Genomic DNA, 21,992 nt, shown 5'->3' with positions numbered 1-21,992 from the left:
TATGAGAGTTTTTTTGGACAAATTTAAATATCACGGCCTATTTATAAAAATGTTTACGGTTACGCTTGTAAGCATCATTGCGGTATCGCTGCTAACCTCTACCGTCATGATACAAATGTCAGAGAAGCTGTTCATGAATACCTTCAGCATTACAAATACCAAAATCATTAGTCAAATTAAAGCGAATTTTGAATCCTTCAACTATTCGATCGTCACCGCCTCCAATAATGTGCTGCAAAATGGTTCGATAAAAGGTTTCCTCACAAAGCCGGATAAAAACGCTATTACGTCGGTTGGCAGTTATTATGAGGCCAGTATGCAAATGAAACGGATTCAGTCCAATGTCGCTGCGTACCCCGTCACCATTACGATCACAGGGATAAATGGCAAAAGCCATTCGACAGACAGCTATTATTGGCCGAGCTCCTTGGAGAAGCTAAGAAACAGCCGCTTAACCGAGAATACGCTAGTCGCGCCAAAACGGTTAATCTATCAGTTGGATATGGAGAACATGGCAGACACCTCTGCAGAAGATCCGATCATTGTTGCATCAAGGGCACTTATGGAAAAAACGAGTGCGAAAAAATACGGCATTGTTTATTTTGCAATAAAGGAAAGTGAATTTAAACGGTTCTATTCAAGCTTCACAAGCAGAGGCAATGATGTCGTTATATTAGATCGATCTGGTTTGGTCGTTTCGAGCAATCGTCATGAGCTTATAGGAAAACAAGAAGATGCTCTGCTCAGTTACGCCAAAGAAATTGACGAGCAAAAATTAGATTTTAAAGATGTAAGCGTGATGGGGAAAAGCAATTTGGTACTGTCTCAATATCTGCCCGTTTATGACTTTTACCTCGTTAATTTAATTGACAAGCAAGCAGTGCTCAGCGAGATGGTTGATTTTAAGACTGTCGCGCTTATTTGCATTGCCATTGTTTTCAGTGCACTTATTATCGTATTTCTTATATCAAGAAGATTGACGAAATCGTTGACGATGCTCGCTAGACAAATGTCGCGTATTACGGCCAATCACTTCGATAATTATATTAACGTCACAGGCAGCTATGAGATTAAGCAGCTCGGAAATGCTTACAACTATATGTTGGATGAACTAAATGATTATATTAAGCAGCTGATTCAGACGCAGAAGGACCAGCGCAATGCAGAGCTTTCAGCGCTGCAAATGCAAATTAATCCTCATTTTCTTTATAACACGTTAGCATCCGTCAAAATATTAGTACAGCAGGGCAACAAGGAAAAAGCAGCAGCCACGATCAATTCACTTATTTCACTTTTGCAAAATACAGTAAGCAACATTAGCGAGACAATCAGTGTAGCCCAAGAGCTCGTTAATTTAAAACATTATGTTTTCATTAACCATGTTCGTTACGGCGAGCAAATTGTCGTCAATTATTTTGTTTCGAATGATTGTTATGGGTATCATTTACCGAAGCTCATCATCCAGCCATTTATTGAAAATGCTTTCTTTCACGCCTTCCAAGAGCGAAACGATGGACATATTTATGTGCTTTTCTCGCGCGAGGATAATGCATTAGTGATTGAAGTCGTCGACAATGGGGTTGGCATGAAGGATTATGACCATGAAAATCAGGACAACAGCTCGAGCAGCGGCAGCCATTTTTTCTCTGGAATTGGCATTCGAAACGTTCAAGACCGGATCGTATTGCTCTATGGAGAGGAATTTGGTGTTGAAATTGTAAGTGATATCGGTGAGGGAACACGGGTGAAAATTAGGCTTCCGCTCAAATCCGCCTAAAATAAATACCAATAAACAAAATAAGTCACAATTACATAATAACGATTGGAAAGGTAACAATAGAATGACAAAAGCACACAAATATATTGCTAACGGGTCAATTTATCGAGTTGATATAATTAAAATCGTTAGCCGGCAAACGCTTTCAAATAAGTATCCAAGGGGTTGAATGAATTGAAAAAACTACTTGCAATTATGTTGGCCAGCTTCGTACTGCTGACCGCATGTTCTAGTAAAGAAAACAATGTTCCTAACAATGGCGGTAAACCTGCTGAGGGGACGAAGGAAATTACAGTATGGGCGTGGGATAAAGCTTTTAACATCGGTGCTATGGAACGCGCAAGCGAAGCCTACAAAGCAAAAAATCCGGATTCCACTTTAAAAGTAAACATCGTTGAAAATGCGCAAGCGGATATTATTCAAAAATTGAATGCTGGTTTGAACGCAGGTACTACAAAAAGCTTGCCAACCATCGTATTGATTGAAGATTACCGTGCACAAAGCTTCTTGCAAGCTTACCCAGAAGCATTTTTCGAATTAACAGATTTCATTAAGCCAGGCGACTTTGCCGATTACAAAATCGGGCCAACTAGCCTAGATGGCAAGCAATACGGCGTACCATTTGATACGGGCGCTGCAGGCTTGTACGTAAGAAAAGATTACTTAGAAGAAGCAGGCTATAAGCTAGCTGACCTTCAAGATATTGACTGGAAGAAGTTTATCGAGATCGGTAAAGCTGTGAAAGCCAAAACAGGCAAAGCACTTCTTACACAAGATCCGAATGACCTTGGACTCATTCGCATGATGATCCAATCTGCTGGCTCATGGTACTTGAAGGAAGACGGTACTACACCTAACTTAGCAGGCAACGAAGCGCTTAAAGAAGCTTTTGAAACATACAAAGAAATTATGAACGCTGACATCGTGAAGGTTATTTCTGACTGGAGCCAATTTGTTGGTGGATTCAACAGCGGTGATGTAGCAACGATCCCTACCGGCAACTGGATTACAGCTTCCGTTAAGGCTGAAGCATCCCAGTCCGGCAAATGGGCAGTCGTGCCATTCCCTAAACTAACGAACAATCCGAATTCCGTAAATGCTTCTAACCTTGGCGGCAGCTCATGGTATGTCATGAACGTTGACGGCAAAGAAGCAGCGGCAGAATTTTTGAAACAAACATTTGGTTCGGATGTAGATCTTTATCAGAAGCTTGTAACAGAGATTGGCGCAATCGGTACGCTTAAAGCAGCAGCTGCTGGCGATGCTTACAAGCAAGCGGATGAATTTTTCGGCGGACAAAAGGTCATTGAAGATTTCGCTAAATGGACAGAAAAAATTCCAAAAGTGAACTACGGCATGCACACGTACGCGATTGAAGATATTCTCGTTGTAGAAATGCAAAATTTCTTAGGCGGCAAAACAATCGATAAAGTGTTAAGCGATGCTCAAGCACAAGCAGAAACGCAAGTTAAATAAATCAGAGCATACGGCAAGTGAATAAAACCTGGGGCTTCTCCTACTCCTGATTCGCATGTTCGGCTTCCGGCAGCAGGAGCTGGAGGAGTCTAAAGGTTTTATTTTTTCCGTAAAGAAAGGGGTTAGGCTAACGTGAAAGCAGCGAGGCCTGGCGTGAGTATTCGCACGAGAGCCAACTTAACTGGATGGATGTTCGTTATTCTAGCCGTCATTATGATTGCGGCGTTCTATTTCTATCCGATGATTCAAGCGCTCATTTTATCATTTAAGTCCGGTAAAGGTATGAATCTATCATTTACAGGATTTGATAACTACGTTCGGCTATTCAGCGATAAAACGTTTTTGACTGCCGTTAAAAACACTTTTATTTATTTGATCATCCAAGTACCCGTTATGATTGTTTTGGCTATGTTTATTTCTGTATTACTAAATGACAGCAAGCTGAAATTTAAAGGATTTTTCCGTACGGCAATCTTTTTACCAGCCGTTACCTCACTCGTTGCTTATTCCGTTATTTTTAAATACTTGTTTGCTACAGACGGATTGGTCAATAAAATGCTGACTAATCTCCATTTGGTCTCGACACCGATTCAATGGATCACAGACCCTTTCTGGGCGAAAATAACAGTTATCATTGCAATCACATGGCGCTGGACTGGCTATAATATGATTTTCTACTTGTCCGCGCTTCAAAATATTGATCACTCGATTTATGAGGCAGCAAAAATTGATGGCGCCTCCTCTACGAGACAGTTTTTTGGCATTACGGTGCCATTGCTTAAACCGATCATATTGTTTACTTCCATTACTTCAACGATCGGAACCTTGCAGCTGTTTGATGAAGTTGTCAATATTACGAAGGGTGGACCAGGCAATGCGTCGATGTCCATTTCGCAATATATTTACAATTTGTCATTCAAGTATTCGTCCGATTTCGGCTATGCTGCAACCGTATCGTATTCCATCGTCATCATGATCATCATATTGGCATTTGTACAGTTTAAAGCGGCAGGTGATAAAAATGGATAAATTAAAACGCATCTTTGTTTATATTTTTCTAAGTGTCGCTGCGTTCGTGTCCATCTTTCCATTTCTTTGGATGATTATCAGCGCTACGAATAAGTCGGCTGACGTAACGAAAGGAAGATTGCTTCCCGGCAGCCAGCTGTTTGAAAATTTAAGTCAGTTATTTGAGACGGTAGATATTGTTCCAGCATTGTTGAACTCGGCAAAAATATCGGTCACAACAACCATATTGGCCATGGTTATTGCCTCACTCGCTGGTTATGGCTTTGAGATTTATAAGAGCAAAGCAAAGGATGTTGTATTTAACATCCTGCTGTTATCCATGATGATTCCTTTTGCGGCTATCATGGTGCCGTTGTATCAAATGTTTGCAGGAATATCGCAAGCTGTACCCTTTCTCGGCATAGACACGTTGTCTGGTGTAGTCCTTCCGACCTTTACTACAGCGTTTCTTATTTTCTTCTTCCGTCAGAACACGAAGATGTTTCCGCGGGAGCTGCTGGAGGCGGGCCGAATTGATGGGCTTAACGAAATCAGTCTTTTCTTCCGTATCTTCATGCCTACAATGAAAACGACCTATGCAGCGGCAGGAATTATTACGTTCATGTCGAGCTGGAACAACTACTTATGGCCGCTCATTGTGTTGCAATCGCCGGAGAAGAAAACAATTCCGATGCTCATATCCAATCTAGGATCGAGCTATTCACCGGATTACGGCATTATTATGACAGCGATCGTTATATCCACGATTCCAACTGCGCTAGTGTTCTTCCTAATGCAGAAGCATTTCGTAGCAGGGATGACGGGTTCAGTAAAATAAGCATAATCAGAGTCAGGCGGGCTGCTTGTTTCACCGCAGCCCGCCTGACTTTTAAATCCATTTAAGGGGAAAATAAAATGAATGAAATGAAACCGACGATAAATTGGCTTACCGATTTAAGCGTATTTGCTGTGAACCGGCTGCCAGCACATTCTGATCATCGTTATTACGAATCAATAGAGGAAGCAGCCGCTGATGACCAAATGGCACTTCGCTATGATCTAAACGGAAGCTGGAAATTCAGCTATGCAGTGAAACCGGAGGATCGTCCAGAGCGATTCTACCAATTGGATTATGTTTGCGATAGCTGGGGAGATATAAACGTGCCGGGACATATCCAAATGCAGGGTTACGGCAAACCGCAATATGTAAACACGATGTATCCTTGGGACGGTCATCATGATATTCGTCCGCCAGCTATTCCGGAGGATCATAACCCTGTCGGCAGCTACGTTAAATATTTTAAGGTACCAGTTAATATGCAGCAAAAACCAGTCTACATTTCGTTTCAAGGTGTAGAGTCAGCGTTTTATGTATGGTTGAACGGTAAATTTGTTGGATACAGCGAGGACAGCTTTACGCCAGCGGAGTTTGATTTATCGCCTTATTTGGTGGATGGCGAAAATAAGCTTGCGGTTGAAGTTTATCAGCGCAGTACAGGCAGCTGGCTGGAAGATCAGGACTTCTGGCGTTTCTCAGGCATTTTCCGTGATGTTTATTTGTATTCCGTTCCAAGTATCCACGTCCGTGATCTATTTGTTCATGCAGATTTAAATGATGACTATACTAATGGCAGTATTCAAGCAGATATGAAACTCGAAGGGCAGCAGCCATCGAGAATAAGGATGGAACTAAAGGATGCAGACGGTTTAACTGTTGCGACGGTTTCCTCTGATTCGGTCGAAGGTTCATCCTTAACCCTTTCATTGGATGCAGGTGCAGTGATCCCTTGGAGTGCAGAAAAGCCTTATTTGTATATGCTTTATATTACCGCTTATGATCAAGCAGGTATTCTCATTGAAGCGATTCCTCAGAGAGTTGGCTTCCGCAAATTTGAAATGATCAATAAAATCATGCATCTAAACGGCAAGCGTATCGTATTTAAGGGCGTTAACCGCCATGAATTCAATAGCCGCAAGGGAAGAGCGATTTCGAAGGATGATATGCTTTGGGATATTGCTACGCTCAAGCGCAACAATCTGAATGCGGTGAGAACCTCTCATTATCCGAATCAATCGTTATGGTATGAGCTATGTGATATATATGGCGTATATGTCATCGATGAGATGAATTTGGAGACGCATGGCTCGTGGCAGAAAATGGGCGCAGTTGAGCCTTCGTGGAACATCCCGGAAAACAAGCCGAAATGGCAGCCTATCGTGATGGACCGTGCGATTTCCATGGTTGAACGCGATAAGAACCATCCATCTATTCTGATTTGGTCAGTGGGCAATGAAGCTTATGCAGGCGAGGTGCTCTTGAACGTATCGAATTATTTCCGCGAGACGGACCCTAGCCGTTTAGTTCATTATGAAGGTGTATTCCATAACCGCAAATATAACGACACAAGCGACATGGAGAGCCGGATGTATGCTAAGCCCGCTGATATCGAAGCGTATTTGAACGATGACCCGCAAAAGCCATATATTAGCTGTGAATATATGCATGCCATGGGCAACTCAGTAGGCGGCATGCATAAATACACGGAGCTTGAACAAAAGTATCCAATGTATCAAGGCGGCTTCATTTGGGACTATATTGACCAGGTCATCGTGAAGAAGGACCGCTATGGTAAAGAGTTTCTTGCTTACGGTGGAGACTTCGATGATCGCGCGACGGATTATAACTTCTGTACGAATGGTATTGTTTATGCAGATCGCAAGGAATCACCGAAGATGCAGGAAGTAAAATTTCTTTATCAGAACTTGAAGCTTATTCCTGATCGCCATGGCGTGACGATTAAGAATGAGAATTTGTTCGAGGGTACGGATGCATATGATTTAGTTGTTTGCCTCCATCTTGAAGGAAAAGAAATATTCCGCAGTACATTATTAGTTGATGTGGCTGCACAAAGCGAATCATATGTGAAGCTAGAGCTTCCTGAGGCAGCGGAGCAAGGGGAATACGTACTGCTTGCTGCGCTCACATTGAAAGAAGATCATTTATGGGCACAAGCAGGCTATGAGATATCCTTCGGACAATTTGTGTTTGTAGTGGAAAATCGTGTGGAAGCCGTGCTTCCGGAAGGTTCGCTTCGAGTTGTCGAAGGTGATGTTAACATTGGCATGCATGGTCGCGACTTCAGCATCATGTTCTCGAAGCAGGCAGGCACGCTCACATCGGTCAATTATGCGGGCAGAGAGATGATTGCTATTCCACCGGCGCCATTATTCTGGCGTGCAACAACGGATAATGATAAAGGCTTCTCGCTTGGCTTCGATTCCGGCGTGTGGTTTGCGGCAAGCCTGACACGCAAATGTACTCAAGTTGAGCTTACCGAGCAGTCTGGAAGTGCAACCGTTACCTTCCAGTACAAGCTGAGCATTAGCTCGGAAGTGCTTGTTACCGTAGCGTATACCGTGTTCGCAGATGGCAGCATGAGTGTCAAATCCCGTTACAATGGAGCGGAAGGGCTGCCGAAGCTGCCGATATTCGCATTATCATTCAAGGTTCCCGCAGATTATAGCCATTTGGATTGGTATGCCATGGGGCCGGATGAGAACTACATTGACCGGGCATTTGGCGCTAAGCTTTGTGAGTTCAGCAACAATGCCGCAGACAATGTATCCGGCTATGTCGTGCCGCAAGAATCAGGTAATCGCACGGGCGTTCGCCGTGTAAATATTACGAATGATTACGGTCGCGGCATTCGAATTTCGGCACCTGCAGCGCAGCCGGTAGAATGCAATATTTCGCCTTATACAGCATTTGAGCTTGAAAGTGCCAGCCATCATTACGAGCTGCCGAACGTGCATTATACGGTAGTTACCGTAGCCGGCAGACAAATGGGTGTAGGCGGTGACGACAGCTGGGGTGCGCCAGTCCATGACGAATATCTCATTCCAGCAAATCAAGAGCTGGCGTTTGAATTCAATATTCATCGCGTATAAGTTATGTTTATGAACAAGGCTATGTAAATGAAGAGAGGTTGTTCCTGATGTAGATCATTCTACTTTAGGGGCAGCCTCTATTTATTTTTCCTGCCGATACTTGGAAGGACTGCAGCCTTCACTCCCTTTGAATGCACGGCTGAAAGCATGAATGTTCGAATAGCCAAGCTGCTCAGCGATATCCTGCATCGGCAAATAAGTAAACTGAATCATCATTTTAGCTTTTTCGATACGGATCTGCTGATGATATTGAATCGGTGTTTGCTGAAACAGGTTTTTGAACAAATGGATCAAATGGAATTTGCTTATATGGAATCGCTCAGACAGCTCATCCAGCTTGATGCAGCGGTGCACGTTATGCTCGATGTATGAACGAACATCCGTAAGCAGCCCCAGCTGTCCATCACTTTTCGTTTTGCTGCCCCAATATTGCTCTCTCATGATGAGGGACAGAATCGCGAGCAAACAGCCTTTGATACGGATCTCATAAAAGGGAGGTTTCGTTTCGAATTCGCGAATCAATTCGAAGAGCGATTGTTCCAAAGGAAATGGGTCTCCAAGGCGAAAATGAGTAGGCATAAGAAACGGTGATTCGGATAGCTCATTATCACGAAACCAGCCCTTCTCCTTCGTATTCATCTGATGGAGCGGTTTAAAGGAAACGCCAACATCTTGGCTGTCAGGCTGAACATACAGATCAAAATGAACATGGGGCTGGCGGACTCTCGTTCCGCCAATATTTTGAATAGCGTGTTTTTGCCCGGGCTTAAAGAAGAAGCAGTCTCCAGCCTTTCCGTGATAGACAAAATCCTCCACGGTTACGAGCATTTGACCCTCCATGAGGTATAGCAGCTCATAATCCCAAATAACCCGCTCATCCATCTTCCACGTTGGCTCCAGCACACTGTCCATAGCCACCCGAATATAGGGGGACAGTTTATCGACCTGCATATCGATCACCTCAGCAATTTATGATAAACAACTTAACAATAAAAGGTAAGGGATAATCATATCTATCATTATATAATAGGCTCGATAATAAACAATAATTGATACATGAGGTGATGGACTATGCTGCAGCAGCACGGACTAGGATTTGGTTTATCCTCCGCTCCGCTCGTCACAAATGCGCGTACCCGATCCATTTCAGCAGAAAATGTGAATGGTGAGAAGGGGCAAGGCGGTAAAGAAGCGAGCAACTTGGGCATTGGAAGAAAAGGCAGGCCTGCCATAACACTGGGTCAAGGTGAAGAAGTGACGCTTGCCCATATTCAAGGGGCGGGTGTAATTCAACATTTCTGGATTACTGTCGCGGACAAAACGGGCAGAGGGCATGCGGCACAATTCGTGCTTCGTGATCTTATTCTACGCATGTACTGGGATGATGAGACGAGCCCATCGGTGGACGTTCCGCTCGGTGATTTTTTCTGCAATGGCTTCGGTGTGCGAACCAACGTTCATTCACTGCCGATTGCTGTCGTTCCGACGGGCGGCATGAACTGTTATATTCCAATGCCGTTCCGGAAATCGGCGAAAATCACGATTGTAAATCAGCATGCCGCTAACATAGATGGTTTTTTCTATACGTTTAATTATTCGCTCGTTGATGAGCTGCCAGAGAATGCAGCGTATTTTCACGCGCAGTGGCGCCGTGAGAAAGTGACGGAAATAGGCAAAGACTATACGATTCTGGATAATGTCAAAGGTGCAGGACAATATATCGGCACATACCTTGCATGGGCCGCACTCGAGCGGAACTGGTGGGGAGAAGGCGAGATCAAATTTTATATGGATGGCGATCAAGATTGGCCGACGATTTGTGGAACGGGCACGGAGGATTATGTGGGAGGCGCATGGTGTTTCAGCAATACACGGACAAATGAACCCGAATCGTATTCCACGGCGTATTTAGGCTATAAGTTTTACAAGGAAACGACGGAGGTCGACCCTTGGTATGGTCATAATGTACCCATGCACGGCATGTACCGCTGGCATCTGCCCGATCCGATTCGTTTTGAAAATGATCTGCGTGTGACGATTCAGCAAATCGGTCACGACCATACGAAGCTGTTTGAACGCTCCGACGACATCTCATCCGTAGCCTATTGGTATCAGATGGAGCCGCATGCCCCATTTCCTCAATTGCCCCCGGCTAATGAGCGATGGCCGAGGTAAGCATAAGGCAGGGAATACATTCGTGATAACAATAGAATAGAAGTCCATGATATGATAGGGAGAACATCGTATTTTAGAAAGGAGTTATTCGAATATGTACGAGCATCTCGTATCATTTAAGTTTAAAGAGAAGCTTTCTAGCACCAAAGAACAAGAGCTGCTGAGCGCTCTTTATTCCTTGCAAACAGAAGTTCCAGGCATCATTGAATTGACTGCAGGCTGTAATGTAACGACAGAAACGGATAATATTCAAGGTTACACACTGGGCTTGCGAGTTACCTTTAAGGATCAGCAGTCTTTGCTCGACTACGGTCCGCATCCTGCACATCAGCATTTTGTAGGTTTGCTGGACGGGCTGCTTGATAACGTAATCGTTGTTGATTATCCTATCTTGAATAAACCGATCAACTAGATGTCGAATCTGAAGCAGGCAGGGTGAGCAAATGGCTGAAAAGGAAGAGCTGGTTCGGTTTGGCGTGTCCTTTCCGGCACCGCTGATTGATCAATTTGATCGATATACAGACGAACTTGGTTATCATAATCGATCGGAAGCCATTCGTGATTTGGTTAGGCGAGCCTTGCTTGAGCCAACTCGAATGAACGGTCAGGAGCATGTTGCAGGTACGATTGTTCTCGTATATGATCACCATGTCAGTGATTTACCCGTTGTTCTGATGGAGGTGCAGCATCGCTTTCATCATGATATTATTTCCAACATGCATGTCCACTTAAATCATGATCAATGCTTGGAGGTCATCGTCGTGAGAGGACAGCTGTCGCGCCTGCGGTCGCTGCATCAGCAGATTCAAGCACAGAAGGGCGTCATTTATGCCGAGCTCTCCGTTACTTATGCGGATAAACATGATTCTGCCAAAGAGCATACTCATACTTGAGATCGGAAACTGTTATATTTGAATCTATTAATAGGATTGTACAATTAAGAGGATTTCTAACATGTCGACGCTGTCGATGTTAGGTCCTCTTTTTTTTCTGGCGTTTTTTGAGCGAATTTTGAAGAAAAAGGATGAAACTCTATCAAAGTCGTGTTACACTATCACATAATCGTGTTACTTAATGTAACGCCACAGGAGGGGTTGGGTTGAAAACTATCGTTTCAGCTATCACTTATGCAATCATTGTTGTATTAATCATCACAGGATGCAGCGGCGTGAAGCCGGCAGACACTACTGCCAAAACAGATGAGCTAATTGTTGCGGTAGGATCAGAGCCGGACACCGGTTTTGATCCGATTAAGGGCTGGGGACGGTACGGCTCTCCGCTGTTCCAAAGTACACTGCTTAAACGAGATGATGATTTGAATATTGTGAAGGATTTGGCTGCTGACTATCACGTAAGCGAGGATGGCAAGTCGTGGACGGTCAAGCTGCGGGAGGATGTCGTATTCTCCGACGGAAAGCCGTTAACCTCAGAGGATGTGAAGTTTACATTCGATACAGCTGCCAGCAATGGAGCTGCGATTGATCTCACTAATTTAGCAAACGTAGAAGCAGGAAATAACGAAGTTGTGTTTCATTTAAAGAAACCGCAATCGACATTTGTTTATTATCTTATAACGACCGGTATTGTACCTAAACATGCTTATTCGAGCAGTTATGCGGAAAACCCGATCGGCTCAGGTCCGTTTACATTCGTACAATGGGATCGCGGACAGCAGCTAATCGTAAAGGCAAATGCAAACTATTACGGAGACAAGCCGTATTTTCAGAAACTGACTTTCTTATTTTTAAATGAAGACGGCGCATTCGCGGCGTCAAAGGCTGGAAGCGTTGATCTTGCTTATATACCGTCCACGTTTAGCAAACAAAAGGTTGCTGGCATGCGGATTGAAGCAGTAAAAACAGTAGATAACCGCGGAATAGCATTCCCCTATGTCAAAGCTGGCGGCAAAACGGAAGAAGGTTATCCCATTGGTAATGATGTAACCGCAGATAAAGCAATACGCCTGGCTATCAATACGGTAATCGATCGTCAGCAGCTGGTCGATGGCATTTTGGACGGACATGGCTCACCTGCCTATACAGCGAATGATGGTCTTCCATGGTGGAATGATGAGACGAAGGTCAAGGATAATGATGCTGCTGCAGCCGCAAAAATATTAGCGGATGGAGGCTGGGTGGACAGCGATGGTGATGGTATCGTCGAAAAAGGGACGTTAAAAGCACAGTTTACACTTCTGTATCCTTCAGGTGACGTTACACGGCAATCGTTAGCGCTGGCTGCGGCGGAAATGGTGAAAGCTGCCGGCATTCACATTTTGGTTGAAGGTAAAAGCTGGGACGAGCTTGAGAAGCTGATGCATTCGAATGCTATGCTGCTAGGCTGGGGAAGTCATGACCCGCTCGAAATGTACAATCTATACAGCAGCTCATTTAGTGGCGTTGACTATTACAATACGGGTTATTACAGCAATCAGACCGTGGATCAGTTGTTTGAACAAGCATTGGACGCACGTACGGAGGAAGAAGCACTGGCCTATTGGAAAAAAGCGCAATGGGATGGACAAACGGGACTCAGTGCAAAAGGCGATGCTCCATGGGCATGGCTCGTAAATATTGATCATTTGTTTCTCGTGAAGGACAAGCTTAATATCGGAAAGCAGCGTATTCAGCCGCATGGTCACGGATGGCCTGTAACGGACAATATTGAGAGCTGGCGCTGGGAAGAGTAACAGGCGGGAGAGGTTGTCGGCATGCTACAGGGAGTTGCAGTATTTGTAGGGAAAAAGTTTATACGATTAATTGCGCTGCTTGCATCGGTCAGCATCATTACTTTTGCGCTCGTTGCTTTATCGCCGATTGATCCGGTGCAATCGTATATTGGAGCAGATGTCATGCGTGTCGGTGCAGAGCAAAGGGAGCAGATTGCTGCTTATTGGGGACTTGACCGACCATTCGCTGAACGATTTATAAAATGGGCGTCTGCTCTGCTTCAAGGAGATATGGGCACTTCAATGATATACAGAGAGGCTGTAACGAAGGTGATTGCGGATCGTTTCTTACACTCGGTGCTGCTCATGGCGTTCGCATGGACGCTGTCAGGCATTATTGGATTTGCCGCTGGCGTGGCCGCAGCTATAAAGAAGGATTCATGGTTGGATCGGTTGATCAAAAGCTATTGTTATACGCTGGCTTCCACGCCTGCCTTTTGGATCGGCCTGCTGCTTATGATGGTATTTGCTGTATGGCTCGGCTGGCTGCCAGTAGGGCTCGGTGTTCCTGCTGGGGTATTGGCAGGGAGCGTAACGGCTGCCGATTATATTCGTCATATGATTTTGCCAGGTATTACACTGAGTGTCGTGGGCATCGCACCGATTGCACTACATACACGCCAGAAGCTGATTGATGTGATGGAAAGCGATTATTATTTGTTTGCCAGAGCTCGAGGTGAATATGGTGTGAGTTTGTTTCTTAGACATGGTCTTCGCAACATTGCATTGCCTGCTATTACGCTGCAGTTTGCTTCATTTGGCGAATTGTTCGGTGGAGCCGTTCTTGCAGAGCAGGTGTTTTCTTATCCGGGACTCGGACAAGCGACGGTAGAAGCGGGTCTTCGCGGTGATGTGCCGCTGCTTATGGGGCTTGTCTTATGCAGTACGATCTTTGTATTCACTGGCAATGCAATAGCTGATTATTTTTACCGTATGGTTGATCCAAGGCTGAGGTACGGGAAGGAGGCGCAAGGATGAATCAGCTTACGATTTTACAGAAACCAGCTGCTCGGAAGCGTTCAAACGAACGGCGACGAATGCTTATTTCGGCAATAGGTGCAGCGCTTCTGCTTGTAAGCATCGGCATAGGCAGCTGGCTTCTTGATTCATCGGGACTTTCAGTTCAGCTGAATAATCGGAACTTGCCTCCGTCGTTAACTCATTTGTTCGGAACCGATTGGCTGGGGAGGGATATGCTTTCCCGCACCGTAAAGGGACTGGCACTTAGCATTCAAGTTGGGCTGCTCGGTTCGATTTCCAGCGTACTTATTGCAGCGATGATGGGATTGATGGCGGCAACGCTTGGGAAGACGGCTGATCGCATTGTTTCCTGGCTTATTGATGTTTTTCTAAGCGTACCTCATCTCGTATTGCTTATATTGATAGCTTTTGTTTGCGGGGGCGGCCTTAAAGGGGTAGCCATTGGCATCATGCTGACGCATTGGCCAAGCCTTGCTCGAGTGATTCGCGCGGAGGCGATGCAGCTCATGTCAGCAGAATATGTGCTAGTTGCGAGGAAGCTCGGAAGATCACGTTTGTCTGTTGCTGCTAGGCACTTAGCACCGCATTTATTTCCGCAATTGTTGGTTGGTTTTCTGCTGTTGTTCCCACATGCTGTGCTGCATGAAGCGGCGATAACCTTCCTAGGCCTTGGCATGTCACCGCATCAGCCCGCAATAGGAATTATACTTTCTGAATCCATGCGTTACTTATCGACGGGAATGTGGTGGCTTGCGGTATTTCCGGGACTCGGATTGTTGCTGACTGTACGCGCGTTTGATAAGCTGGGCAACCATTTGCGGCTGCTCATTGACCCGCGGAATGCTCAGCTATGACGCTAATGGAAGGCGATATTGATCAATATGGAGGGAGGTGCCCCTATGCCGCTGCTGGAGGTGAATAAACTATCCATTTCCTTTATGCACTATGTGAAAGGCAGCTCGCAGGAACAGGTTTCGATTATTGATGAGCTGGATTTCGCGATAAATGAAGGTGAAATCGTAGCCGTCGTTGGAGCGAGCGGATCGGGAAAAAGCTTGCTCGCTCATGCGATTATGGGCATTTTACCTAAAAATGTTGTGATGACCGGAAGCATCTCATACGGCGGAGAGGTGCTGAATGAAGCTAAGCTTAAGCGCTACCGCGGTAAGGAAATTGCCTTAGTACCGCAATCGGTAAGCTTTCTTAATCCGTTAATGCGAGTAGGCAAGCAGCTGCGCACGCGCGAAGATGGCGCTGAGCAGCTTCAGGAACGGAGAGGGTTATTTGCGCGGCTTCAGCTTGGAGCACATGTGGAGAGGCTGTTTCCCTTTCAGCTCTCAGGAGGCATGGCTCGTAAGGTGCTTGTTTCTACGGCAGCGCTGGAGAGAACAAGGCTGATCATCGCAGATGAACCTACGCCAGGCATGCATCCGGATGATGTTACAGAGGCGCTCGGCCACTTCAAGCAGCTCGCTGAAGGCGGCTGTGCCGTGTTGTTTATTACACATGATATTGAAGCGGCTCTTCGAATTGCCGATAAGGTCGCTATATTTTATGCGGGAACCGCTGTTGAGGTCGCTTCGGCCAAAGATTTCCACGGAAATGGTGAGCAGCTTAGGCATCCATACAGCCGCGCCTTGTGGCGTGCGCTTCCTCAAAATGGTTTCGAACCGCTGGCCGGGACGCAGCCTGCAAGGAGTTCTGCGATTTCAGGCTGTCTCTTTGCTGAACGCTGCAGCTTGGCTACTGAACGATGTGTTGACAGCAGGCCGGCGGCTCGCAGCCTTCGGAGTGGAATGGTGAGGTGTGTTCATGCGACTTGAAGGAAGGAATCTCGGCTGGCGTTATGCGGACGGTCCTTGGTTGTTTAAAGATTTTAGCATTGCGATACAGTCAGGAGAGGTCGTCGGCCTTATTGGACCTAGCGGCAGCGGAAAAACGTCGTTAGGCCGATTATTGGCTGGTTATTTGATCCCTATTGCAGGAGAGGTGTCGGTTGATGGACGGAGTAAGAGTGATAAAGGCTCTGATCCTGTCCAAATGATTTTTCAGCATCCAGAGCGCGCGGTTAATCCAAGATGGCGGATGGCAAAAACAATGACAGAAGGATGGTCCCCGGATGCTGCGCTGCTTGAAGCGTTAGGCATTAAGGAGCAGTGGCTGCGTCGTTATCCAAATGAGCTGTCAGGTGGAGAGCTCCAGCGCTGCTGTATTGCGAGAGCTCTCGGACCAGATACCAAATTTCTCATCGCAGATGAAATGACGACGATGCTTGATGCAATTACGCAGGCGCAAATATGGCATAAGATGCTTGAAATTGTCCGTGCTCGTCAAATGGGCTTGCTCATCATTAGTCATGATCATGCGCTTGTAAACAAAATTTGCAATCGAATGATTTCATTTCCAAGCGAACGCTAATCTTGTCCGCCCATTAGTCTGCGCAGTTTAGCTTCTGTCGACGTTTCAGGTGCAGGCGTATAGACGCTGCATCGTAGATCGGTATTTCCCTTTACTTGAAATGAGGTCAGATGAAACAACATCTTTCCGACTCGTGCATGTCGAAATTCCAGCAATACATCTGGAGCAGAGCTGACCTGGCTTTGCTCCCAAAGATATTGAAACTCCGGATGGCTTCGCTTCATTTCATCAATAAACCGCTCATACCAATCATCCTGCACATATTGACCGTAATAGGCGCGAAAGATAGCTAGAAATCCTCCTACAAAATGCTCCCAATTTCCCGCTAGCCTGCGGAATTCTTTCCTTGTGAACAATAATTCAATCATATTTCGCTGTTCAGCTGGAATTTGGTCAAAGTCCATAAACACATGCGAGGCGGCCTCGTTCCAACCGACGATTTGGCAGCGCCGATCCGATATTATGGTTGGACAGAAGCGGAGCTCCTTTAAAATTCTTTTTAAAGAGGGCGTAATTTCGGTCTGCTCCTCATTAATAGGCAGCGTGCTATAGCCGGAACCGAGGGCGAGGGCGTACAAGTACTCCCGTTCATCGTCATTTAACTGCAGAGCCGCCGCAACACATTCCAGAACAGACGCCGATACTTGAATATCTCTGCCTTGTTCTAGCCAGGTATACCAAGTTGTGCTGACGCCAGCAAGCTGAGCGACCTCCTCACGTCGTAAACCAGGTGTTCTCCGCCGTGTTCCAATAGGGAAACCAACGTCCTCCGGCATGATTTTGGCACGCTTTGATTTTAGAAAGGATGATAATGCTTGTAGTCTCGTCTCTCGATTAATCATGGTTTCCATCTCCGTACTCTCTTTATAGTAGTACTCATTATACTATAATAAACTACAACTTGTAATAGGATAAATAGTATGACAAACTACTACCCATAAAGGATTTTGCGAAGGAGGAAATAAGATGGAACGTGTCGTCATTACGGGGATGGGTGTCATCTCACCGCTAGGGAACAGTGTGGAGCGTTTTTGGGATGGATTGGTGCATGGACAATCTGGTATTTCTACGATTGATACATTTGATGTAAGCAAACATAAATCGAAAATTGCAGGTGTCGTAAAAGATTTTGATGGAGAAGCTTTATTTGGGAAAAAAGAAGCCCGTCGGATGGATCGGTTTAGCCAGTTTGCGATAGCAGCTGCTGAGCAAGCGCTGGAGGATGCAGCACTCAAGGTTGAAGAGACAGATCGGGAACGTGTTGGCGTTTATGTAGGCTCTGGCATCGGCGGCATACAGACGCTGCTTGACCAAGCTGAGGTGCTGCATGATCGAGGGCCAGATCGTGTTAGTCCAACGCTTGTTCCGATGATGATTGCGAATATGGCAGCGGCGATGATCAGTATTCGGTTTGGTACGCAGGGCCCTTCGATGGCGCCCGTTACCGCATGCTCGATCGGGAATACGGCAATTGGTGAGGCTTGGCGGCTTATTCGATCAGGCAGCGCAGATGTCGTTATTGCAGGAGGAACGGAAGCGGCAGTGACGGATATTTCGCTCGCGAGCTTCGGCAATGCAACATCGGTATCAACGCGGAACGAAGCGCCAGCTTCGGCAAGCAGACCCTTTGATGCAGGGCGCGACGGCTTTGTTATGGCGGAAGGAGCCGGCATTCTCATACTCGAATCACTGTCACATGCGCAGCAAAGAGGAGCCCGCATTCATGCGGAGGTTATCGGCTATGGCGCCAGCTCAGATGCGTATCATATGGTCGCCACCCATCCTGAGGGTATTGGTGCTTATCAGGCGATGAAGCATGCGCTGCGAGAAGCTGACTTGGAGCCTAATCAAATTGATTTAATAAGCGCACATGCCACCAGTACGGAAATCGGCGACCGTTCCGAAACAGCAGCCATTAAGAAGCTGTTTGGTGACCTCGCGTATCAAATTCCGGTGACAGCGAACAAATCAATGACAGGTCATATGCTTGGTGCAGCTGGCGGAGTAGAGGCTATCGCACTCGTGAAGAGCATACAGGAGGGGATTATCCCGCCAACGATCAATCAAGAACAAACAGATCCAATTTGTGATCTTGATTATGTGCCAAACGTTGCGCGCGAAGCTGAGATTAATATCGCGATGTCCAATTCCTTCGGCTTCGGCGGTCATAATGCCGTTATTATATTGAAGAAATTTCAGGCATGAGCATGATGTAATATCATAAATTTTCTTAATTCCAAAAATAAAGCAAGAAGCTGGGTCGGCAGATTACTGCCGTTGACCCAGCTTTTTTTATTTTGTAATAAATCCGAGCGTGATTGCGGGCAGCAGGGAGAAATGACCAGTACTCCAAGCGATTCAATTCATGAGAGGAAGGGTAAAGGTTATGTAACCTATGGATGACAAGATCAGTTAAAAAGAGAAGAAGGTGCAGGCATGGCCAGACATAATCGATTTTTTAGATGGTGCTTCACGATTATTTTGGTATTAATTATTATTTATTTGGGGTCGCGCGTTTCATTTATATTTAAACCTGTGCTTTCCTTATTCAGTATGATTATCGTTCCGCTTATGCTGGCAGGCTTTTTTTATTACTTGCTGCGCCCACTCGTCAATGTGATGGAGCGGCATAAGGTTAATCGTACGGTTGCAATTTTGCTGATTTATTTGATTTTCGCCATTATGATGGTTGGCTTCAGCATCTTGGTATGGCCTTCCTTACGTACGCAGCTCAATAATTTGGTCGAAAATGCACCCGCTTTGTTTACTACTTTAAGCGAGCAAGTTGCAGAGGTTGAGCATAATGGGTTTTTATCGTCCTTTTTGCCGCAGGATTCGAATCTGTTATCTAAGCTTACGGAGTATTTGAACAAAGGCTTTACGGTATTTACAGAATATTTGACCGGGCTCTTTTCTTTTTTCTCAAATTTCGCGATTGTGCTCATAACGTTCCCGATTCTCCTGTTCTATATGCTGAAGGAAGGCGGGAAGTTTGGTGAACAAATTGTAAGCTTTATACCCAAAAGGTTCCGTATCCACGGTAAAGAGGTTATGGACGATATCGATCATATGCTCAGCAGCTTTATCGTTGGCAGAGTTATCGTGAATGTAGCACTGGGCGTTCTCATGTATGTAGGCTTTCTAATTATTGATTTGCCTTATGCGATGCTGCTGACCGTAGTGGCCGTCATCTTGAACTTTATTCCGTTTATCGGGTCCTTTTTATCTTCCATCCCGATTGTTATCATCGGCTTCATCGAAGCGCCGTCAATCGCGATCTGGTCTATTGTCATTATTACAGTAGCGCAGCAAATACAGGATAATCTTATATCGCCATATGTTTTTGGGAAGCAGCTTGATATTCATCCGATGACGACGATCATCTTGGTGCTCATGGGCGGAGATATTGCAGGAATTTTAGGCATACTACTTATTATTCCGGTTTATATGATTTTGAAAATCGTTTATAGCAAAGTTTACGAGCTGTTCTTCAAGCAGAAATGGGAAAATGCTTAACTGAGATTGTCACATAATGGGTGCGTATTATGGCATCATCTGTTATAATGACGTCGGCTAAGGCAAATTTACCGAAAGTACGGTGGCTTGATAACGATGGGGATAAACGCATTGCAAGGGAAACAAATCGTAATTGCTGGATCTCGAAAAACGGATGAGATGTGCATGGTTATTGAAAAACAGGGCGGCGTTCCAATTGTTCGTTCGCTTCAAGGCTTGACGATGTTTGATGAAGCGCTGTTGGAAGAGCCATTGCGAAACTTCGCTGAGAAGGGCGCGGATTGGGTTATTTTGACCACAGGCATGGGATCGGATCAGATCGTCAACACAGCCGAGAGCATCGGCATTAAACAAGCGGTGCTTGGCAGGCTGGCTGAGGCGAAAATCGCGACAAGAGGCTACAAAACGTCTGCATTTCTTAAACGTTCAGACCTGAAAGCGATCGTTAGCACGGATGATGGAACGATGGATGGACTCATAGAAAACCTCGAAGCCTTTGATTTTGAAGGGCAAAGGGTGTGGATACAGCTTCATGGTGAGCCAGCTCCAAAACTAGTGCGTTTTCTCGAAAATAAGGGTGCTTCGCAAGTAGAAGCGGTGCTGCCCTATAAACATGTTCCACCGGATGCTGCTACAGTCGAGCAGCTGCTCAGCGAGCTTTCTGCCGGCACAGTCGATACGGTCTGCTTTACGACTGCGGTGCAGGTGCACTATTTGTTCAAGCATGCAATCGAATCTGGCCGCAAGGAGCTTTTGTTGAACATCTTTAATCAGCACATCGTGGCTGCCGCAGTCGGTAAAGTAACGGCTGCAGCATTGAAGGAGTACGGCGTGGAAAGAATCATCGTTCCCGAGCTGGAGCGAATGGGCGCATTAGTAATCGAAATTGGACGTTATTATGATCGTACTGAAGGCAAGGAAGTATAAGTATATTGAAGAGGCAGTCTTAGACACGTAATCGGTGTTTTAGACTGCCTTTATTTTATGAAAAGGATTTTTCTTGCGCATTTCTAAAATGCCTTGGTGATAGGCCATAACTTTTCTTGAACGCTTTCGAGAAATGTGAGGCATTGGCGAATCCGCAATACTCCGCAATTAAATCGAGCTTAAGTCCGGTTGTGGCTAGCAGCTCGCTTGCTTTCTCCAAACGTAAATGAACGAGAAACTGATGGGGCGTTGCTCCAAAATAGTGATGAAAAATAACGTTGAAATGGGATTCGGAATATCCCGCATGCTTCGCCATCGACTCCACCGTGATTGTTCCAGATAGGTGAAAGGAAATAAAAGCTTTCATCTTCGTTACGAACTGCTGATCCTCGAATGCCAAAGAGCCTGTCGTCTCAAAGTCGCCGATTAATAGAAGGAGCAGCTCCATTGCCAGCTTTTGAGCATGCAGCACGTTTTGTATATCGTTGTGGCTAAAATGCTCAATCATTTGGTTCAGCAGCTTTTTGAACGATTCTGGATGTCGCGGTTTCAGCTTGACGGGCAGCTGCAGGTTTGGAAATTCGTTTAACTGCGGCTGCTTCAAATCCGAATACGGCTCCAAGTTTGTCTGGCCGGGCGTCGTTACAAAGCTTCTTTCTCGGTTCGGATTATAAAAGAAATCAAGATGAGTGTTTGGTACTACGCAGCTCCCATATCCTCTCGTTGTGAAGAGCATTCCAGGCTGAATAAGAGCAAAGTCGCCAGGCAGCAGCTCATATTCGACACCCTCAACCGTAAGCAAATAACGGCCTTCTTCCATATATAAAAACAAATAATCGAGCAGACGCCGTTCACCTTGAAAAAATGACGTTTCTTTAAAGCGATAGCAAAGCCGTATAAACGGCAGCACGGGATGGTCATTCCAGTTATGCAGCTGCGTATTCATTCCTAATTGCCTCCATTTCATACGATTAGCACGATCATTATCATTGTTTTTGACAAGTTATTTCGATGTTTTTTACATGATTACCTTTATTA

The 21,992-nt window shown here is 45.5% G+C and carries 19 protein-coding genes; 16 read left to right on the top strand and 3 right to left on the bottom strand.

Annotated features, from left to right (window positions below; translation table 11 throughout):
• Nucleotide 1: 1 nt before the first annotated feature.
• The 5 genes from ACIFSR_RS28795 to ACIFSR_RS28775 all read left to right on the top strand — a co-directional run bounded on the left by ACIFSR_RS28795 (nt 2) and on the right by ACIFSR_RS28775 (nt 8,209).
• Entirely contained in the window at nt 2-1,777 is a 1,776-nt protein-coding gene (locus ACIFSR_RS28795; protein WP_430061796.1) for a sensor histidine kinase, read from the top strand.
• A 174-nt stretch (nt 1,778-1,951) separates the two neighbouring features.
• Complete coding sequence (locus tag ACIFSR_RS28790; protein ID WP_339208504.1) at nt 1,952-3,253, top strand: ABC transporter substrate-binding protein; 1,302 nt, start codon at nt 1,952-1,954, stop codon at nt 3,251-3,253.
• Nucleotides 3,254-3,442: 189 nt separating this feature from the next.
• Nucleotides 3,443-4,282 carry a carbohydrate ABC transporter permease gene (locus tag ACIFSR_RS28785; RefSeq protein ID WP_372239025.1) on the top strand — a complete coding sequence of 280 codons (840 nt, stop codon included), beginning with the start codon at nt 3,443-3,445 and terminating at the stop codon, nt 4,280-4,282.
• Complete coding sequence (locus ACIFSR_RS28780; RefSeq protein WP_076270107.1) at nt 4,275-5,099, top strand: carbohydrate ABC transporter permease; 825 nt, start codon at nt 4,275-4,277, stop codon at nt 5,097-5,099. Before ACIFSR_RS28785 ends, ACIFSR_RS28780 begins: the two co-directional genes overlap by 8 nt.
• A 77-nt stretch (nt 5,100-5,176) precedes the next feature.
• Nucleotides 5,177-8,209 (top strand): glycoside hydrolase family 2 TIM barrel-domain containing protein, encoded by a 3,033-nt coding sequence (locus ACIFSR_RS28775; protein WP_430061793.1) that lies wholly within the window; start codon nt 5,177-5,179, stop codon nt 8,207-8,209.
• A gap of 81 nt (nt 8,210-8,290) precedes the next feature.
• Here the strand turns inward: ACIFSR_RS28775 and ACIFSR_RS28770 are convergent, their stop codons facing one another.
• The gene (locus tag ACIFSR_RS28770; protein WP_430061791.1) at nt 8,291-9,160 is read right to left on the bottom strand and encodes a helix-turn-helix domain-containing protein; all 870 of its coding nucleotides are present in this window, start codon (nt 9,158-9,160) and stop codon (nt 8,291-8,293) included.
• A 120-nt stretch (nt 9,161-9,280) separates the two neighbouring features.
• On the opposite strand from ACIFSR_RS28770, the gene ACIFSR_RS28765 reads away from it, so the two are divergent.
• The 8 genes from ACIFSR_RS28765 to ACIFSR_RS28730 all read left to right on the top strand — a co-directional run bounded on the left by ACIFSR_RS28765 (nt 9,281) and on the right by ACIFSR_RS28730 (nt 16,511).
• Complete coding sequence (locus tag ACIFSR_RS28765; protein ID WP_430061789.1) at nt 9,281-10,384, top strand: glycoside hydrolase family 172 protein; 1,104 nt, start codon at nt 9,281-9,283, stop codon at nt 10,382-10,384.
• A 94-nt stretch (nt 10,385-10,478) separates the two neighbouring features.
• Nucleotides 10,479-10,796, top strand: a complete 318-nt coding sequence (locus tag ACIFSR_RS28760) for a Dabb family protein (RefSeq protein WP_339208510.1) — start codon at nt 10,479-10,481, stop codon at nt 10,794-10,796.
• A 31-nt stretch (nt 10,797-10,827) separates the two neighbouring features.
• A complete protein-coding gene (nikR, locus tag ACIFSR_RS28755) occupies nt 10,828-11,277 on the top strand; it encodes a nickel-responsive transcriptional regulator NikR (RefSeq protein WP_339208511.1) in 450 nt (149 codons plus the stop codon).
• A gap of 206 nt (nt 11,278-11,483) precedes the next feature.
• Nucleotides 11,484-13,073: an ABC transporter substrate-binding protein gene (locus tag ACIFSR_RS28750; protein WP_430061786.1), complete on the top strand. Its 1,590-nt coding sequence runs from the start codon at nt 11,484-11,486 to the stop codon at nt 13,071-13,073.
• A 21-nt stretch (nt 13,074-13,094) separates the two neighbouring features.
• Entirely contained in the window at nt 13,095-14,090 is a 996-nt protein-coding gene (locus ACIFSR_RS28745; protein WP_430061784.1) for an ABC transporter permease, read from the top strand.
• A complete protein-coding gene (locus tag ACIFSR_RS28740) occupies nt 14,087-14,947 on the top strand; it encodes an ABC transporter permease (protein ID WP_430061782.1) in 861 nt (286 codons plus the stop codon). Before ACIFSR_RS28745 ends, ACIFSR_RS28740 begins: the two co-directional genes overlap by 4 nt.
• A gap of 45 nt (nt 14,948-14,992) precedes the next feature.
• Nucleotides 14,993-15,916, top strand: coding sequence for an oligopeptide/dipeptide ABC transporter ATP-binding protein (locus ACIFSR_RS28735; RefSeq protein ID WP_430061780.1), 924 nt, complete (start codon nt 14,993-14,995; stop codon nt 15,914-15,916).
• Nucleotides 15,906-16,511, top strand: a complete 606-nt coding sequence (locus ACIFSR_RS28730) for an ABC transporter ATP-binding protein (RefSeq protein WP_430061778.1) — start codon at nt 15,906-15,908, stop codon at nt 16,509-16,511. Before ACIFSR_RS28735 ends, ACIFSR_RS28730 begins: the two co-directional genes overlap by 11 nt.
• Here the strand turns inward: ACIFSR_RS28730 and ACIFSR_RS28725 are convergent.
• Nucleotides 16,508-17,350 carry a helix-turn-helix transcriptional regulator gene (locus ACIFSR_RS28725; protein WP_430063161.1) on the bottom strand — a complete coding sequence of 281 codons (843 nt, stop codon included), beginning with the start codon at nt 17,348-17,350 and terminating at the stop codon, nt 16,508-16,510. The two genes, ACIFSR_RS28730 and ACIFSR_RS28725, sit on opposite strands and share 4 nt — an antisense overlap.
• 127 nt (nt 17,351-17,477) lie before the next feature.
• Between ACIFSR_RS28725 and fabF the strand changes: the two genes are divergently transcribed.
• The 3 genes from fabF (at nt 17,478) to ACIFSR_RS28710 (ending at nt 20,954) form a co-directional block, all read left to right on the top strand.
• A complete protein-coding gene (gene fabF / locus ACIFSR_RS28720; RefSeq protein WP_430061776.1) occupies nt 17,478-18,716 on the top strand; it encodes a beta-ketoacyl-ACP synthase II in 1,239 nt (412 codons plus the stop codon).
• Nucleotides 18,717-18,947: 231 nt separating this feature from the next.
• On the top strand, nt 18,948-20,027 hold the full coding sequence (locus ACIFSR_RS28715; RefSeq protein WP_430061774.1) for an AI-2E family transporter: 1,080 nt from the start codon (nt 18,948-18,950) through the stop codon (nt 20,025-20,027).
• 96 nt (nt 20,028-20,123) lie between these two features.
• Nucleotides 20,124-20,954 carry a uroporphyrinogen-III synthase gene (locus ACIFSR_RS28710; protein WP_430061772.1) on the top strand — a complete coding sequence of 277 codons (831 nt, stop codon included), beginning with the start codon at nt 20,124-20,126 and terminating at the stop codon, nt 20,952-20,954.
• 55 nt (nt 20,955-21,009) lie between these two features.
• Here the strand turns inward: ACIFSR_RS28710 and ACIFSR_RS28705 are convergent, their stop codons facing one another.
• Nucleotides 21,010-21,900, bottom strand: a complete 891-nt coding sequence (locus tag ACIFSR_RS28705; RefSeq protein ID WP_339208519.1) for an AraC family transcriptional regulator — start codon at nt 21,898-21,900, stop codon at nt 21,010-21,012.
• Between the last annotated feature and the right edge of the window lie 92 nt (nt 21,901-21,992).

Origin of the sequence: Paenibacillus sp. NRS-1760, from assembly GCF_050467785.1 — a bacterium.
GTDB lineage: Bacteria > Bacillota > Bacilli > Paenibacillales > Paenibacillaceae > Pristimantibacillus.
This window is presented reverse-complemented; position numbering and strand designations above follow the sequence as displayed.